General features: G+C 73.6%; 12 protein-coding genes. 3 read left to right on the top strand and 9 right to left on the bottom strand.

Annotated features, from left to right (window positions below; genetic code table 11):
* Positions 1-40: 40 nt before the first annotated feature.
* The 3 genes from AC6I72_RS20340 to AC6I72_RS20330 form a co-directional block, all read right to left on the bottom strand.
* Positions 41-3,772, bottom strand: coding sequence for an ABC transporter ATP-binding protein (locus AC6I72_RS20340; protein ID WP_498002510.1), 3,732 nt, complete (start codon positions 3,770-3,772; stop codon positions 41-43).
* Positions 3,773-3,925: 153 nt separating this feature from the next.
* Complete coding sequence (locus AC6I72_RS20335; RefSeq protein WP_498002508.1) at positions 3,926-4,963, bottom strand: esterase-like activity of phytase family protein; 1,038 nt, start codon at positions 4,961-4,963, stop codon at positions 3,926-3,928.
* Between the two features lie 53 nt (positions 4,964-5,016).
* Entirely contained in the window at positions 5,017-5,943 is a 927-nt protein-coding gene (locus AC6I72_RS20330; RefSeq protein ID WP_498002507.1) for a serine hydrolase, read from the bottom strand.
* Positions 5,944-6,065: 122 nt separating this feature from the next.
* Between AC6I72_RS20330 and AC6I72_RS20325 the strand changes: the two genes are divergently transcribed.
* Complete coding sequence (locus AC6I72_RS20325; RefSeq protein ID WP_498002505.1) at positions 6,066-6,437, top strand: hypothetical protein; 372 nt, start codon at positions 6,066-6,068, stop codon at positions 6,435-6,437.
* A gap of 220 nt (positions 6,438-6,657) precedes the next feature.
* On the opposite strand, the gene AC6I72_RS20320 is transcribed toward AC6I72_RS20325, so the two are convergent.
* Genes AC6I72_RS20320 through AC6I72_RS20310 form a run of 3 tightly spaced genes read right to left on the bottom strand, consistent with a single transcriptional unit; the run spans position 6,658 to position 10,876 of the window.
* Positions 6,658-8,343, bottom strand: a complete 1,686-nt coding sequence (locus AC6I72_RS20320) for a thiamine pyrophosphate-binding protein (protein ID WP_498002503.1) — start codon at positions 8,341-8,343, stop codon at positions 6,658-6,660.
* Between the two features lie 23 nt (positions 8,344-8,366).
* On the bottom strand, positions 8,367-9,335 hold the full coding sequence (speB, locus tag AC6I72_RS20315) for an agmatinase (protein ID WP_498002502.1): 969 nt from the start codon (positions 9,333-9,335) through the stop codon (positions 8,367-8,369).
* Between the two features lie 56 nt (positions 9,336-9,391).
* Positions 9,392-10,876 carry a sodium:solute symporter family protein gene (locus AC6I72_RS20310; protein WP_498002501.1) on the bottom strand — a complete coding sequence of 495 codons (1,485 nt, stop codon included), beginning with the start codon at positions 10,874-10,876 and terminating at the stop codon, positions 9,392-9,394.
* A 216-nt stretch (positions 10,877-11,092) separates the two neighbouring features.
* On the opposite strand from AC6I72_RS20310, the gene AC6I72_RS20305 reads away from it, so the two are divergent.
* Complete coding sequence (locus AC6I72_RS20305; RefSeq protein ID WP_498002500.1) at positions 11,093-12,679, top strand: PucR family transcriptional regulator; 1,587 nt, start codon at positions 11,093-11,095, stop codon at positions 12,677-12,679.
* Between the two features lie 62 nt (positions 12,680-12,741).
* Positions 12,742-13,533 carry a phosphatase gene (locus tag AC6I72_RS20300; protein WP_498002499.1) on the top strand — a complete coding sequence of 264 codons (792 nt, stop codon included), beginning with the start codon at positions 12,742-12,744 and terminating at the stop codon, positions 13,531-13,533.
* Positions 13,534-13,557: 24 nt separating this feature from the next.
* Here the strand turns inward: AC6I72_RS20300 and AC6I72_RS20295 are convergent, their stop codons facing one another.
* Genes AC6I72_RS20295 through AC6I72_RS20285 form a run of 3 tightly spaced genes read right to left on the bottom strand, consistent with a single transcriptional unit; the run spans position 13,558 to position 16,594 of the window.
* On the bottom strand, positions 13,558-14,544 hold the full coding sequence (locus AC6I72_RS20295) for a cation diffusion facilitator family transporter (protein WP_498002497.1): 987 nt from the start codon (positions 14,542-14,544) through the stop codon (positions 13,558-13,560).
* A 5-nt stretch (positions 14,545-14,549) separates the two neighbouring features.
* Positions 14,550-15,431 carry an acyl-CoA thioesterase gene (locus AC6I72_RS20290; RefSeq protein WP_037853064.1) on the bottom strand — a complete coding sequence of 294 codons (882 nt, stop codon included), beginning with the start codon at positions 15,429-15,431 and terminating at the stop codon, positions 14,550-14,552.
* A 5-nt stretch (positions 15,432-15,436) separates the two neighbouring features.
* Positions 15,437-16,594 (bottom strand): acyl-CoA dehydrogenase family protein, encoded by a 1,158-nt coding sequence (locus AC6I72_RS20285; protein WP_037853353.1) that lies wholly within the window; start codon positions 16,592-16,594, stop codon positions 15,437-15,439.
* Between the last annotated feature and the right edge of the window lie 15 nt (positions 16,595-16,609).

Genomic DNA, 16,609 nt, shown 5'->3' with positions numbered 1-16,609 from the left:
CGCCGCCTCACCGGTACCCCGGATGGTCGCCCCCGCCGCCTCACCGGGACGCGCTGACGGGCTGCTCGGGCTCGCCCGCACCGATGAAGGTGCGCCACAGGCTCGCGTACCGGCCGTCGCGGGCCAGGAGTTCGTCGTGCGTGCCGTCCTCGACGACGCGGCCGTGGTCCATGACGACCACGCGGTCCGCGCGGGCGGCCGTGGTCAGCCGGTGGGCGACCACGAGCGTGGTGCGGCGGCCCGCCAGCCGGTCGGTGGCCTGGTTCACCTGGGCCTCGGTGGCCAGGTCCAGGGCGGCGGTGGCCTCGTCGAGCAGCAGGACGTCCGGGTCGACGAGTTCGGCGCGGGCCAGCGCGATGAGCTGGCGCTGCCCGGCCGACAGGTTGCGGCCGCGCTCGGCGACCTCGTGCAGGTAGCCGCCCTCCAGGGTGGCGATCATCTCGTGCGCGCCGACCGCGCGGGCCGCGGCCTCCACCTCGGCGTCGGTCGCGTCCGGCCGTCCGTAGGCGATGGCGTCGCGGACGGTGCCCGGGAAGAGGTACGCCTCCTGCGGGACGACGCCGAGCCGGTGGCGGTAGGCCGTGATGTCCAGCTCGCGCAGGTCGGTGCCGTCGACGGTGACCCGGCCGCCGGTCGGGTCGTAGAACCGGGCGACCAGCTTGACCAGGGTCGACTTGCCCGCGCCGGTCTCGCCGACGAACGCGACGGTCTGTCCGGCGGGGATGCGCAGGTCGATCCCGGTCAGGGCCTCCTCCTCGTCGCCGTAGGCGAAGCGCACGTCCTCGAAGGCGATCTCGCCGCGCAGCGCGGGCACCTCGCGGGGCTCGGCGGCGGGCTCGGTGGACGCCGGCTCCTGGAGCAGTTCCTGGATCCGGCCGAGGGAGACCGTGGCCTGCTGGTAGCCGTCGAAGACCTGGGAGAGCTGCTGGACGGGCGCGAAGAACAGGTCGATGTAGAGCAGGTACGCCACCAGGGCGCCCGTGGTCAGCGTCGCCGCCTCCACCCGGCCCGCGCCCGCGATCAGCACGGAGGCCGCCGCGACCGAGGACAGGAGCTGGACGAAGGGGAAGTAGACGGAGATCAGCCACTGGCCGCGTATGCGGGCCCGGCGGTAGCTGTCGCTGCGCTCGGTGAACCGCCGTGCGCCGTCCTCCTCGCGCCGGAACGCCTGCACGATGCGCAGCCCGGCCACCGACTCCTGGAGGTCGGCGTTGACCACCGAGACCCGCTCGCGGGCGAGCTGGTAGGCCTTGACGCTGGCCCGGCGGAAGAAGAACGTGGCGACGATCAGCGGGGGCAGGGTCGCGAAGACGACCAGCGCCAGTTCGACGTCGATCACCAGCAGGGCGACCATGATCCCGAAGAAGGTGACCACGGAGACGAAGGCCGTGACGAGGCCGGTCTGCAGGAACGTCGACAGGGCGTCGACGTCCGTCGTCATCCGCGTCATGATCCGGCCGGTCAGCTCGCGCTCGTAGTAGTCGAGGCCGAGCCGCTGGAGCTGGGCGAAGATCTTCAGGCGCAGCGTGTACAGGACGCGCTCGCCGGTGCGGCCGGTCATCCGGGTCTCGCCGGTCTGCGCCGCCCACTGCACGAGCACCGCGAGCAGGCCGAGCAGGGAGGCGGTCCAGACGGCGCCGAGCGCCATCCGGGTGACGCCCTGGTCGATGCCGTGCCGGATCAGGACGGGCAGCAGCAGGCCCATCCCGGCGTCCACGGCGACGAGGCCGAGGCTGGCCAGCAGGGGCAGCCCGAAGCCGTGCAGCAGGCGGCGCAGGCCGTAGGAGGCCTCGGGGCGCACGGCGCGGGCCTCGTCGACGTCCGGGGTGTCGGTGGCCGGCGGCAGGGCCTCCACCTGGGCGAGCAGCTCCGGGGTGGCGGGCATGCCGGCCGTCGCCGCGTCGCGCGGCTCGCGCTCGCCCGCCCACAGGGCCGGGGTGATGCCCCGCTCGGCGTCGAACTCGGCGTCCAGTTCCTCGCGGACCGAGGTGTCCTCCGGGGGAGCTGCGGGCAGGGCGTGGCCCGGGGAGACGCCGCCGAGTTCGTCGGGGTCGGTGAGCAGGCGCCGGTAGAGCGCGCAGCGTTCCTGGAGTTCGTCGTGGGTGCCGATGTCGGCGAGCCGGCCGCCGTCGAGGACGGCGATGCGGTCGGCGAGGCCGAGGGTGGAGCGGCGGTGCGCGATGAGCAGGGTGGTGCGGCCCCGCATGACCTGGCCGAGCGCCTCGTGGATCTCATGCTCGACGCGGGCGTCGACGGCGGAGGTGGCGTCGTCCAGGACGAGCAGGCGCGGGTCGGTGAGGATGGCGCGGGCCAGGGCGACGCGCTGGCGCTGGCCGCCGGAGAGGGTCAGGCCCTGCTCGCCGACCTTGGTGTCGTAGCCGTCGGGCAGCTCGGCGATGAAGCGGTCCGCCTGGGCGGCGCGCGCGGCGGCGGTGATCTCCTCGTCGGTGGCGTCGGGGCGGCCGTAGGCGATGTTGGCGCGGACGGTGTCGGAGAAGAGGAAGGAGTCCTCGGGGACCAGGCCGATCGCGGCCCTGAGCGAGTCGAGCGTCAGCTCGCGCACGTCGTGGCCGCCGATCAGGACGGCGCCGTGCGTGACGTCGTAGAAGCGCGGCAGGAGCAGGGAGACGGTGGACTTGCCGGAGCCGGAGGAGCCGACGACGGCGAGGGTCTCGCCGGGGCGGATCTCGAAGGACAGGCCCTTGAGGACGGGGCGGCCGTCGGTGTAGCCGAAGGACACGTCGTCGAACTCGACGGTGGCGGGGGCGTCGGCCGGCAGTTCCCTGGTGCCCTCGGTGAGCGTCGGCTCGGTGTCGATCAGTTCCAGGACGCGTTCGGTGCCGGCGCGGGCCTGCTGGCCGACCGTGAGGACCACCGCGAGCATGCGGACCGGGCCGACGAGCTGGGCGAGGTAGGTGGAGAAGGCGACGAACGTGCCGAGGGTGATGTGCCCCTTCACGGCCAGCCAGCCGCCGAGCGCCAGCATGGCGACCTGGCCGAGCGCGGGGACCGACTGGAGGGCCGGGGTGAACTTCGCGTTCAGCCGGATCGTGCGCAGCCGCCCCGCGAACAGCCGGCGGCCGACCGCGCGCAGCTTGGCGGTCTCCTGCTCCTCCTGCCCGAAGCCCTTCACCACGCGCACGCCGCTGACCGCGCCGTCCACCACACCGGCGACGGCCGCCGCCTGGGCCTGTGCGTACCAGGTGGCGGGGTGCAGTCGGCTGCGGCTGCGTCTGGCGATCCAGCCGAGCGCGGGGGCGACGGCCAGGGCGACCAGGGTCAGCGGCAGCGACAGCCAGGCCATGATCACCAGGGAGATCACGAAGAGCAGGATGTTGCCGATGGTCATCGGCAGCATGAAGAGCAGGCCCTGGATGAGCTGGAGGTCGCTGGTGGCGCGGCCGATGACCTGTCCGGTGGACAGGTCGTCCTGGCGGCGGCCGTCCAGCTCGGTGATCGACCCGTACATCTCGGTGCGCAGGTCGTGCTGGACGTCGAGCGCGAGCCGGCCGCCGTAGTAGCGGCGGACGTAGGTGGCGGCGTACACGAGGAGCGCGGCGCCGATCAGGGCGCCCGCCCAGGGGGCCATGGCGCGGCTGTGGTCACCGATCACGTCGTCGATGATGACCTTGGTGATCAGCGGGACGACGGCCATGACCGCCATCCCGGCGAGGGAGGAGCCGAGAGCGAGGACGACGTCCCTGGGGTGGCGCCACGCGTACGAGGCGAGCCTGCGCACCCACCCTCGTGTCTCCCCCGGTTGCGCTGCCACGTCGATGCCTCCCTGACGGCCTGATCTTCCGGAAGGCACCAACAAGGACGGCGGCGGATTTCATCCCTCCGCAACATTCGGCGGCGCGGCGGGGACACTGCGTGTTCGGGCCGACGGGCGGTCGGAAGCCGCCGGCGGGCGGTCAGCGGGCGGTCACAGCCGGACGCGCAGGGAGTAGAAGCGGGTCGTCTGCGCCGGGTTCGCGTTGTCGTCGCTGACCAGGAGGACGCGGAGGCTGCCCCGGGTGTCGTGGCCGGTGACGGTCATGCCCTCGATGTTGTCCAGGAGCGGGTTGGGCTGCGGCTGCCTGGCGGTGGCGCCGAGGGTGGGGCAGGAGGCGATGTCGGTGAGGAGGGTCTTCCTGATCAGGCGTACTCCGGGCTGCCCGGTCAGCTTCTCGGTGCCGGTGGTGTCGGTGGCGCCGCGCGGGTCGGCGAGGTAGAGGCGGACGGTGTTGCCCACGCCGGCGGTGAAGCCGCGCTCCAGGACGAGCAGCCGGCCGTCGGGGACGGCCTGGACCTCCGGGACGCCGAGGCTCGCGTCGTCGGTGCGGTAGGCGTACTGCGCGGCGAGCCGGAAGGGGCCGTCGCCGGTGCGCCGCCAGGTCTGGAAGCGGACGGTGCGGGCGTCGTCACCGCTGAGCGCGTACTCCATGGAGGCGAGCAGGGTGCGGCCGCCGGGCAGCAGGGTCAGGCCCTCGAAGGTCTGGTTGGCGGTGGCCCGGCCGGCGGGGGCCACGCGCAGCGCGGCGGGCACCGGCAGCCGGTCCAGGACGCGGCCGTCGCGGGAGTAGCGGCGTACGGACGGCTCGGTCTCCGAGGTGACCAGGCGGGTGCCGTCCCGGTCGACGGCCAGGCCCTCGGAGTCGAGGGGCGCGCCGCTCTCGTCGGCGAGCCGGACCACGCCCGTCGGCTTCAGCGTGCGCCGGTCCAGGGTGAACAGCTCGGAGCGGTCGGAGAGCGCGGCCAGGTCGCCGTGCCGGTCGCGCGCGAGCGCGGAGAAGTTGCCGGCGTAGGAGCCCTGGTAGGTCGTCTTGTCGAGCGCGTCGGTGAAGCGGTCCAGGGAGACGGACGGGGAGCAGGCGTGGTCCCGGACCACGGGGGCGGGCGAGGCGGCGGCCGGACCGGCGGCCAGGCAGGTGGCCGCCGCCAGTCCGGCGGTGACGGTCGCGAGTACGGTTCTCAGACGCATGACCGTCACCGTAGGGCTCCCGGGTGACGGGCGGGCCACCGCGCCGTGAAGCGTCAGCCGGTCGGCGGCACCGGGACGGTCGCCTCCGTGGGCCGGGGCGCGGGCTCCACGCGCTTGACCCACCGCGCGGTGGGGGCGAGGTCCTTGTGGACGGCCCGGGCGATGTTCTGGATGGTGGTGACGCCGTAGTCCATGGTGCTGTTGTCCTGGGTGAGCACCGTGATGGTGTAGTCGTGGCCGCCGCCGTTGAAGGTGCCGACGCTGTGCACCCGCCAGCCGTGGGTGGCGCGCTGCAGCCAGCCGTTCTTGACGTGCCAGGCGACGTTGGAGGGCGCGCCGGCGGGGGTGCCCCAGCGCTGGGAGGAGACGACCTGGCCCATCAGCTTGAGGATGTAGGCGCGGGAGTTGTCGCTCAGGACGGAGTTCTTCCCCGTGACGAGGGCGAGCAGCTTCTGCTCGTCGCGCACGGTGATCTGGGTCAGGCCCCAGTAGCCGTCGGCGCCCGGCTTGGTCTGGGTCATGCCGGCGGCGCTCAGGAAGCCCTTGACCTTGGTCACGCCGAGCTGCTTCCACAGGGCGGACGTGGAGTCGTTGTCGGACTGGGTGATCATCGCCTTGGCGAGGGAGGCCTCGCGGTCGGTGAGGGTCCGGTTCGTCTTCTTCGCGTCCCACAGCAGCGTGGCGAGGACGGTCACCTTGACGACGCTCGCCGAGTCGTAGGCGCTCGACTCCCGGAAGGTGCAGGTGGTGTTGGTGCCGCGGTCGCGTACGCCGACGGCGATGGAGCCCTTGCGGCCCGCCATGGCGGCGGTGATGTCCTTCTGCAGCTTGGCGGCCAGGCCCGCCCTGCCGGAGGTGCAGCTGACCTTCGGTGCGGCGGCCGCCGCGGGCGTCGCGGCGGCCACGCAGGGAACGAGCATCCCGGCGCCCGCGCCGATCGCCGCGAGCACCCTGACGCGTCGTGATATCCAGTGAGTCATACCCAGTGGACGCACGGATTCGCGGGAATGGTTGTACGAACGCGGCAACTTCCGCACGGGTGACCGGATCACGCCTCCCGCCGGCGCCGGGTGAGCGTCACCGCGGTGGGTAGGAAGAGCGCGTGGCAGAACAGAAGCCGAACGAGCACCACTTGTCCGGACGCCTGCTCGCGGCGCTGTGGACGATACGCCTGCTGGCCGGGAAGGCGGGGCCGGCCCCGCGGCGGGACGACCTCGAGGTGAAGCAGAGGCCGCTGCACTTCCTGGACAAGGAGCTGGCGGCGCTGTCGGTTCACGTCCTGGCGGCCAAGTGCCGCGGGGGCGGCCACTGGGACGCGGCCGCGGAGGTCTTCCGGGACGTACCGGACCTCCTGCCGCCCCGGCGTGTCCTGGCCGACAACATGAGCCCTGCCGAACAGCGCGCCTTCGCGGCCGGCTACGCCGAACAGCGCGCCGCGTACGCGGAGAAGTACGGGCGGCTCGTGGAGGGGTGAGGGAGGGCCGGCGGACGTCTCGGCGCCGGCGGCCGCGCGGGCCGCCGCGGTCGCGGACGCCTGGGGGGCCGTGCTCCCCCGCCTGGACGAGGAGTTGACGCAGACGCCGGCGGGTTCGCCGACGTGCCGCGGTCCGAGGCGGAGGAGTGGGAGAGCGCGCGGGAGCCGGGGCAGGGCCGGGACCACGGTGTTTCCCGGCCCGGCTGACTGCGGTGGGCGGTCAGTCCAGGTGCGTGGGCGCGAACATCCGCAGCACCGCCGGGAGGACCACCACCGACGGGCCGGGTGTCGCCAGCGCCCGTGCCAGGTCGGCCTCCAGCGTGCCGGGGGACGTACGGACACCGGGGACGCCGAAGGACTCGGCCAGGGCCACGTAGTCGGGGCGGGTGAGTTCCGTGGCCGTGGCCCGGCCGAAGGCGTCGGTCATGTACTCGCGCAGGATGCCGTAGCCGCCGTCGTCGACGATGAGCCAGGTGACGTCCAGGCCGTACTGGCGGGCCGTGGCCAGTTCGGCGATCGAGTACAGGGCGCCGCCGTCGCCGGACACCGCGAGCACCGGCCGGGTCGGGTCGGCCACCGCCGCGCCGAGCGCCGCCGGGAAGCCGTAGCCGAGGCCGCCGGCGCCCTGGGCGGAGTGCATGGTGTTGGGGGCCTGGGCGTCGAAGGCCGACCAGGCCCAGTACGCCAGGATCGTCATGTCCCAGAAGGACGGCGATCCGGCGGGCAGGGCGCGGCGCACCGACGCCAGGACGTCCTGCTCCAGGGTGAGGTCCTGGGCGGCGATGCGGTCGCGGACCTTGGCCAGCAGGTCCCGTACGCGGCCGGCCGCGGTGTCGTCCCGCCGCTCGTCCACCGTCTCCAGGAGGGCCTGGAGGGCGAGCCGGGCGTCGGCGTGGATGCCGAGGGCGGGGTGGTTGGCCTCCAGCTTGCCGGGGTCGGCCTCGATCTGGATCACCCGGCCGCGCGGGGCGAACGTGTGGTAGTTCGAGGAGAGTTCACCGAGGCCGGAGCCGACGACGAGCAGGACGTCGGCGTCCTCCAGGAAGTCGGTGGTGTGCCGGTCCTCCAGCCACGACTGGAGGGAGAGCGGGTGGTTCCAGGGGAAGACGCCCTTGCCGCCGAAGGTGGTGACGACGGGGGCGTCCAGCCTCTCCGCCAGCGCCCGCAGCTTCCCGGAGGCGTCCGCGCGGACCACGCCGCCGCCCGCGATGATCGCCGGGCGGACCGCCGTGGACAGCAAGTGGGCGGCGACGGCGGTGAGTTCGGGGCGCGGCACCAGGTCCTGCGGGGTCGCGTCCATCGCGGTCACCACCGGCAGGGAGGTCTGTGCCAGCAGTACGTCCTGCGGGATCTCCACCCAGACCGGGCCGTGCGGGGCGGTGAGCGCCGACTGCCAGGCCGCGGCGATCGCGGACGGGATCTGGGAGGGGGTGCGGACCGTGTGCACGGACTTCACCACGCCCCGGAACGACGCCGCCTGGTCGGGCAGTTCGTGCAGGTAGCCGTGGCGGCCGCCGCCGAGCCCGGCGGTGGGGACCTGGCTGCTGATCGCGAGGACGGGCGCGGAGGCCGCCGCCGCCTCCTGGAGGGCGGCCAGGGAGGTGAGGGCTCCCGGGCCGGTCGACAGGAGCAGCGGGGCGGCCTCGCCGGTGACACGGCCGTAGGCATCGGCGGCGAAGCCCGCGTTGTTCTCCACCCGCAGGCCGACGTAGCGCAGGTCGGAGCGGCGCAGCGCGTCGAACACGCCGAGGGCGTGCTGGCCGGGCAGGCCGAAGACGGTGGTCGCGCCGAGCCCGGCCAGGGTCTCCACGACCAGGTCTCCGCCGTTGCGGCCGGGGGGAGGGTTCAGGGCGGCCTCCGTCTGGGCGGGCGTCGGGCGGAGTACCAGGTCGTGGTCGTGCGTCACTTGGGCTCGGTCTCCTCAGCGCGTCATGCGGTGCGGGCCGCCGCGATCTGGCGGCTCATGATGGTGGTCAGTTCGTACGCCGTGTGGGAGGCGGCGACCGAGGTGATCTCGGCGTGGTCGTAGGCGGGGGCGACCTCGACGACGTCGGCGGAGACCAGGTTGCAGGAGGCCAGACCGCGCAGGATCTCCAGCAGTTCGCGGGAGGTCATGCCGCCCGCCTCGGGGGTGCCGGTGCCGGGGGCGTGAGCCGGGTCGAGGCAGTCGATGTCGATGGAGATGTACAGCGGGCGGTCGCCGATGCGCTGGCGCAGCTGGTCGGCCACCTCGTCGGCGCCGCGGCGGTAGACGTCCGCGGAGGTGACGATGCCGAAGCCCATCTTCTCGTCGTCGGTGAGGTCCTGCTTGCCGTACAGCGGGCCGCGGGTGCCGACGTGGGAGAGGGCGGAGGTGTCGAGGATGCCCTCCTCGACGGCGCGCCGGAAGGGGGTGCCGTGGGTGTACTCGGCGCCGAAGTAGGTGTCCCAGGTGTCGAGGTGGGCGTCGAAGTGGAGCAGGGCGACCGGGCCGTGCTTCTTGGCGACGGACCTGAGCAGCGGCAGGGCGATGGTGTGGTCGCCGCCGAGGGTCATCAGGCGGGCGCCGGTGCCGAGGAGGTCGTCCGCGGCGGCCTCGATCGTGTCGACGGCCTCGTTGATGTGGAACGGGTTGACCGCGATGTCGCCGCCGTCGGCGACCTGGGCGAGGGCGAACGGGGAGGCGTCCTGCGCGGGGTTGTAGGGGCGCAGCAGCCGGGACGCCTCGCGGATGGCGTTGCCGCCGAAGCGGGCGCCCGGCCGGTAGGAGACGCCGGAGTCGAACGGCACGCCCACGACGGCGACGTCGGCGCGGCCGACCTCGTCGAGGCGGGGCAGCCGGGCGAAGGTGGCGGGACCGGCGTAGCGCGGGACGCGGGAGGAGTCGACGGGGCCGCGGGGCGTCTCGGTGCTGCTCATGATGAAATGCCTTCTTTCCTGCGCTTCGTCGCGCATGTACTGCTTCCCTGGCGACTCTACGGGTGCGCCGGGACCGGTTCGGACGCGGGTTCGGGGGTGCGGCCGGCGAGGCGTTCGCGCCAGACGGCGAGGACGGACTCGTCGGTGGGCCGGGTGGCCAGGGACACGGCGACGTAGGCGACCAGGGAGGACAGCAGGCCGTAGTAGACGGGCTCGTTGGCGAGGATGCCGAAGCCCGCCATCAGGCCGATGACCGCGAGGCCGCCGACGATCACGGAGGCGAGGGCGCCGGGCGCGGTGCCGCGCTTCCACAGCAGTCCGCCGAGGATCGGCACCAGCAGGCCGCCGACGAGCAGGTTGTAGGCCACGGTCAGCGCCTCGACGACGTTGTTCAGCGCGATCGCGGTCCCGATGACGCCGACGCCCATGATGAGGATGAAGGCCCGGTTGCCCTTGACCTCGTCGTGCGCCTCGCCGTGGCCGTCGCCCTGCGCCTCGCCGCCGCGGCGCACCGCGCCGCGCAGCCGGGACCAGATGTCGTTGTTGGCGACGGTGGCGCAGGCGATCAGCGCGCCGGAGGAGGTCGACATCACGGCGGCCAGCGCGGCGGCCAGGACCAGGCCGCGCACGCCGACGGGCAGTTCGTCCTTGACGATGGTGGCGAACGCGTCGTCCGCGCTGCCCAGGTGCGGGTAGAGGACCTTGGCGGCGGTGCCGATGACGGCGCCCGCCAGGGCGTAGACCAGGCAGTAGGTGCCGGCGACGGTGCCGCCGTGGCGGGCGACCCTGTCGCTGCGGGCGGTGAACACGCGCTGCCAGATGTCCTGCCCGATGAGCATGCCGAAGGTGTAGATCAGCACGTACGTGAAGATCGTCTCGCCGCCGATGCCCAGCGGGTCGAAGTACGAGGTCGGCAGCTTGGCCCGCATCGCGCCGAAGCCGCCCGCCTTGACCACGGCGATGGGCAGCAGCAGGAGCAGCACGCCGATCGTCTTGACGACGAACTGCACCATGTCGGTGAGCGTGATGGACCACATGCCGCCGAGGGTGGAGTACGCGACGACGATCGCACCGCCGATGACGATCGCGACCGTGCGGTTCAGGTCGAACAGCACGTCGAAGATCGTGGCGTAGGCGATGGTCGAGGTCACGGCGAGCATGAGGGTGTACGCCCACATGACCACGCCGGAGATGATGCCCGCCCTGCCGCCGTAGCGCAGGTCGAGCATCTCGGAGACGGTGTAGACCTTCAGCCGGGCGATGCGGGCGGAGAAGAAGACGGAGAGGGCGAGGATGCCGAGGCCGATGGTGAAGACCATCCACGCGCCGGACAGGCCGTACTTGTAGCCGAGGCCGACACCGCCGATGGTGGACGCGCCGCCGAGGACGATCGCCGCCATGGTGCCGGAGTACATCGCGGGCCCCAGGCGGCGGCCCGCCACCAGGAACTCGCTCTTGGACTTGGCGCGGCGCATGCCCCACCAGCCCATGGCCAGCATGCCGGCCAGATAGAGAACGATCACCGTGTAGTCGACGGCCATGTGGGGCCCTCCTTCGCGCACTGTCCGGTGGCGGGTCGTGCAGAGACGTGTGGATTTCCTGGGGTCCCCCGGAAAGGGGGCGCCGGCAGTGGCACGCGGGGACATCCGCCCGTACCCGCGGCCGCCGGGTCTGGAACGACATTAGGTGGCCGGAAAGCGACTGCGAAGTGTACTTTTCATCCATTCGAGGGGGCGGGGATGGAGGAAACGCACACCATGCCGGACACGCCTGCCCCGCCTGGCCCCGTCGCCCGGGTGGTCCCGCCGACCCCACCGGTCCCGCTGGCCGCGCTCATGGCCCGCGACGACCTCGCCCTGCGCCAGCTCGCCGGGCCCGCCGGCCCGGACGTCGTCATCCAGTGGGCGCACGCCTCGGAGATGGCCGACCCCTACCCGTACCTGCTGGGCGGCGAGCTGCTGCTGACGGCGGGCGTGCACATCCCGCCGAACGCGCCGGCCGGTTACTTCGACGACTACGTCGCGCGGATCGTCGCGGCGGGCGGCGCGGCCCTCGGATTCGGTGTGGCGCCCCTGCACGACACGGTCCCGCCCGCGCTGACCGCCGCCTGCGACGCCCGGGGGCTGCCGCTGCTGGAGGTGCCGCCGCGGACGACGTTCGCCAAGGTCGCCCGGGCCGTGTGGCAACTGGTCGCCCAGTCCCGGACGGCCGAGCTGCGCCGGGTCACCGAGGCCCAGCAGAGCCTGGCCGCCGCCGCGTCCCGCCCCGACCCCGTCCCCTCGGTGCTGCGCCAGCTCGCCCAGCGGCTGACCGGCCTGGCCGTCCTCTACGGCCCCGACGGCACCCGCGTCGCCGCCGCGGGCCGGGAGCCCGCCCAGGAGGTGGGAACGGCCCTGGCCGGCCTGGCGGCGGTGGTGCGGCCGGGATCCGGGGGGCGGACGGTTCCCGGGGGACGCACGGGGGCAGGGGCACCGCCGGGCCCCGGGGCGGGGGCGGGGGCGGGGGCGGGGGCCGGGGGGCCGTACGCGCCCAGTTCGGCCGCCGACACCGTCGCCGGCAGCCACCTCGCCGCCTACGCGCTCGGCGCCGGCCAGGGCTTCGTCCTCGCAGTGGCCTGCCCGCGGCGCGAGCCGGGGGACCACACCATCGCCTCCGTCGCCGCCGTGCTGCTGTCCCTGCTGACCGGCGAGCACCAGAGCGGCACCTCGGCGGCCCGCTCCGCCGCGCTGGTCCGGATGCTGCTGGGGGCGTCCGCCGAGGACGTGGCAGCGCTGCTCGGACAGGGGCCGTGGACCGTCGTGCACGCGCGCCCCGAGCACCGGCCGGCGGACGCCGTCGCCGCCTCCGCGCTGGGCGCCGCCCTGGGCTCGGCGCTGGTCGACCTGACCGCCGGTTCCGGGACCGTACGGGTGCTGCTGCCCGCCGAGCGGGAAGCGGTACGGCAGCCGGGCTGGACCCTCGGGGTCAGCGCGGCCGTCCCACCCCGGGAGTGGCCGGCCGCCGACACGCAGGCGGCGCGCGCCCTGGCCCGCGCCCGCGCCACCCGGGCCCCGCTGGTCCGCCACGGCGACCGGCCCGGCCTCGGCGACCTGGTCCCGGCCGAGGAGGCCGCCGCCCACGCCCGCGCCGTCCTCGCCCCCCTCGCCGCGTACCCCGCGCTCACCGAGACCCTGCGCGCCTGGCTCTCCCTGCACGGCAGCTGGGACCGGACCGCGGTGGCGCTGGCCGTGCACCGCAACACCGTGCGGCAGCGGATCGCCCGCTGCGCCGCCCTGCTGGCGGCCGACCTCGACGACCCGGACGTCCGCATGGAACTGTGGTTCGCGCTGCGACACGGCGGGTGACCCGCGTCCCAGCCCGTGGCTCGCGGCGGACTCGCGCGGCGCGCTGCCCCACAATGGGAGCCATGCCGATACCCGGGACACCCAGCCGCGCCGAACTCGTCGACCACCTCGTGAGGACCCGTATCGCCGGGGACGTCGCCACGCCCCGCGAGAACAACCTCTCGCACTACCGCAAGCTGGCCAACGGCGACCGCAACTTCTGGCTCGGTCTGGAACTCGGCGACCGCTGGAGCGACGAGCAGGACGTGCTCGCGGTGATGGCCGAACGGGTCGGCGTCAACGACGACCCCGAGTACCGGCAGGGCCAGGACACCATCGACCCGGAGCTGACCGTCGACGGCCTGGAGCGGCTGGCCGGCCGGCTGCGCAAGGCGGCCGCGGGCAGGCAGCGGGTGCTGTTCGCCACCGGCCACCCCGGCGGCCTGCTGGACGTGCACCGCGCGACCGCCGCCGCGCTGCGCGCCGCCGGCTGCGAGATCGTCGTCATCCCGGAGGGACTGCGGACGGACGAGGGGTACGTCATGCAGTTCGCGGACGTGGCGGTCCTCGAACACGGCGCCACGCTGTGGCACACCCACTCCGGCGAGCCGATGCGCGCCATCCTCACCGGCCTGGACAGCGCGGGCCGCCCGCTGCCCGACCTCGTCGTCGCCGACCACGGCTGGGCGGGGTGCGCCGGACAGCTCGGCGTGGACTCCGTGGGCTACGCCGACTGCAACGACCCGGCCCTCTTCCTCGCCGAGGCCGAGGGCACCCTCCAGGTGGCGGTCCCCCTCGACGACCACGTGGTCAGCCCCCGCTTCTACGACCCGATGACCGCGTACCTGCTCGACCGGGCGGGCCTGTCCTCCTGACCGCACCCGGACCCATGGCACCCCTCAGGGCCACGGGTTGAGCCCCTCCGAGCGGCGCTGCGCGAATCCCGGCGTCGGGTCCAGGTAGACCCGGCTGACGACGGGGAGCGCCTCGCGCAGCCGCTGCTCGGCCTGCTCGCAGGCCCACTCGATCTGGGCCGCGCTCGACACGTCCCGGAAGTCGACCTTCGCCGCCACCAGGGCCTCCCTGGGCCCCTGCACGAGCGTCGTCAGCTCCAGTACGGCCTCGATGTGCTCCACCGCCAGCAGTTCCGCCCGGATCCGCTCCCGGGTGGCGCGGGGCAGCGGGCGGCCGATGAGCAGTTCCACGTTCGAGCGGCCCAGCACCCAGGCCACGTACAGGAGCAGCGCGCCGATGCACAGCGAGGCGATGCCGTCCCAGACGCCGGACCCGGTGAGCTGCCCGCCGAGCAGGCCGCCGGCGGCGAGCAGCAGGCCGACCAGGGCGGCGGAGTCCTCCATGACCACGGCCTTGACGGCGGTGTCGGCGGTCCGCCGGAAGTAGCGGCGGAAGGGCACCTTCAGGCGGGCGGCCTCACCGCGGGCCTGGCGCAGCCCCGTGCGCAGCGAGAAGCCCTCCAGCAGGAAGGCCACGGCGAGCACGATGTACGACGCCAGCGGGTCGCCGAGTTCCTCCCCCGACAGGAGGGTGTGGATGCCGTCGTAGAGGGAGAAGACCGCGCCGCCGACGAAGGTGGCGACGGCGGCGAGCAGCGCCCAGATGTAGCGCTCGGGGCCGTAGCCGAGCGGGTGGTCCTCGTCGGCGGGGCGCTCGCTTCGTTTGAGCGCGGTGAGCAGCAGGACCTCGGTGACCGTGTCGGCCACCGAGTGCGCGGCCTCCGAGAGCATCGCGCTGGACCCGCTGATCACCCCGGCCACCGCCTTGGCCAGCGCGATGCCGAGGTTGGCCAGGGCGGCGACGATCACCGTGAAGGTGCTCTCGCCGCCGCCTGACCGCTGTGCTGTCGACTCTCCTGCCGTGTCCGCCATGCCCCTCAGTGTTCCCGGGGAACGCGGACCACGCCTTCCTGGATCACCGTGACGGCCAGCCGGCCGTCCCGCGTGTGGATGCGGGCCTGCCCGAGACCGCGCCCGCCGGACGCCGAGGGCGACTCCTGGTCGTACAGCAGCCACTCGTCGGCGCGGAAGGGCCGGTGGAACCACATGGCGTGGTCCAGGGAGGCGCCGACGACGTCCCCGACCGCCCAGCCGCCGCGCCCGTGCGCGAGCAGCACCGAGTCGAGCAGGGTCATGTCGGAGACGTAGGTGGCGAGGACGACGTGCAGGAGGGGCTCGTCGACGGCGCCGTCGAGCTTGCCGTTGGTGCGGAACCAGACCTGGGAGTGCGGCTCGCGGGGGGCGCCGAACTCCCCGTACGGGGGCTCGCCGACGTAGCGCAGGTCGACGGCCTCGCGGGTCTCCAGGAACCGCTCGACCACCTCGGGCGCCAGGTGGCCGTAGCCGCGCAGCCGTTCGGCGGAGGTGGGCAGGGTCTCCGGGTCCGGCGCGGGCGGCATGGGCACCTGGTGGTCCAGGCCCTCCTCGTACGTCTGGAAGGACGCCGAGAGGTGGAAGACCGGCTGCCCGTGCTGGACGGCGACGACCCGGCGGGTGGTGAAGGAGCGGCCGTCGCGGATGCGGTCCACCGTGTAGACGATGGGCGCGCCGGGGTCGCCGGGGCGCAGGAAGTACGCGTGCAGCGAGTGCGCGTGCCGGTCGGCGGGGACCGTGCGCCCGGCGGCGACCATCGCCTGCGCCGCGACCTGCCCGCCGAAGACGCGCGGGACGACGGCGGAGCGGGACCGGCCGCGGAAGATGTCCCGCTCGATCCGCTCCAGGTCGAGCAGATCGAGCAGGGACTCCAGTGCCGTGCTCACGGGTCCTACAGGCCCATGTTCTTGGCGATGATCGTCTTCATGATCTCGCTGGTGCCGCCGTAGATGCGGTTCACACGGTTGTCGGCGTACAGACGGGCGATCGGGTACTCGTTCATGTAGCCGTAGCCGCCGTGCAGCTGGAGGCAGCGGTCGATGACGCGGTGCGCGACCTCGGTGCAGAACAGCTTGGCGGAGGCGGCCTCGGCGGGGGTCAGCTCGCCGGCGTCCAGGGCCTCGGTGGCGCGGTCGGCGACGGCCTCGGCGGCGTCGACCTCGGCCTGGCAGGCGGCCAGCTCGAACTTGGTGTTCTGGAAGTGGGCGACCGGCTTGCCGAAGACGGTGCGCTCCTGGACGTACTGCTTGGCGAACCGGACGGCGGCCTTGGCCTGCGCGTAGGCGCCGAAGGCGATGCCCCAGCGCTCGGAGGCGAGGTTGTGGCCGAGGTAGGAGAAGCCCTTGTTCTCCTCGCCGAGCAGGTCCTCGACCGGGACCTTGACGTCGACGAAGGCCAGCTCGGCGGTGTCGGAGGTGCGCAGGCCCAGCTTGTCGAGCTTGCGGCCGATGGAGTAGCCCTCGGACTTGGTGTCCACGGCGAACAGGGAGATGCCGTGGCGGCGGTCCTCGGCGGTCGGCGCGGCGGTGCGGGCGCAGACGATGACGCGGTCGGCGTGGACGCCGCCGGTGATGAAGGTCTTGGCGCCGTTGAGGACGTAGTGCGTGCCGTCCTCGGAGAGCTTGGCGGTGGACTTCATGCCCGCGAGGTCGGAACCGGTGCCCGGCTCCGTCATCGCGATGGCCCACATCTCCTCGCCGGTGACGAACTTCGGCAGGTAGCGCTTCTTCTGCTCGTCGGTGGCCAGCATCTTGATGTACGGCAGGGCGAGCAGCACGTGCACGCCGGAGCCGCCGAAGCTGACGCCCGCGCGGGCGGTCTCCTCGTACAGGACGGCCTCGAACTTGTGGCTGTCCAGGCCGGCGCCGCCGAACTCCTCGGGCACGTTGATGCCGAAGATGCCCAGCTCACCAAGCTTGTAGTAGAAGTCGCGCGGGGCCTGGCCGGCCGCGAACCACTCGTCGTACACGGGTACGACCTCGGCCTCGATGAAGGCGCGAAGGGTCTCCCGGAACGCCTCGTGATCCTCGTTGAACACCGTACGGCGCACGCCGCCCACCTCCGC

Source organism: Streptomyces sp. Xyl84, from assembly GCF_059731885.1.
The sequence above is the reverse complement of the archived record's forward strand: the minus strand, read 5'-3'. Positions and strand labels throughout refer to the sequence as shown.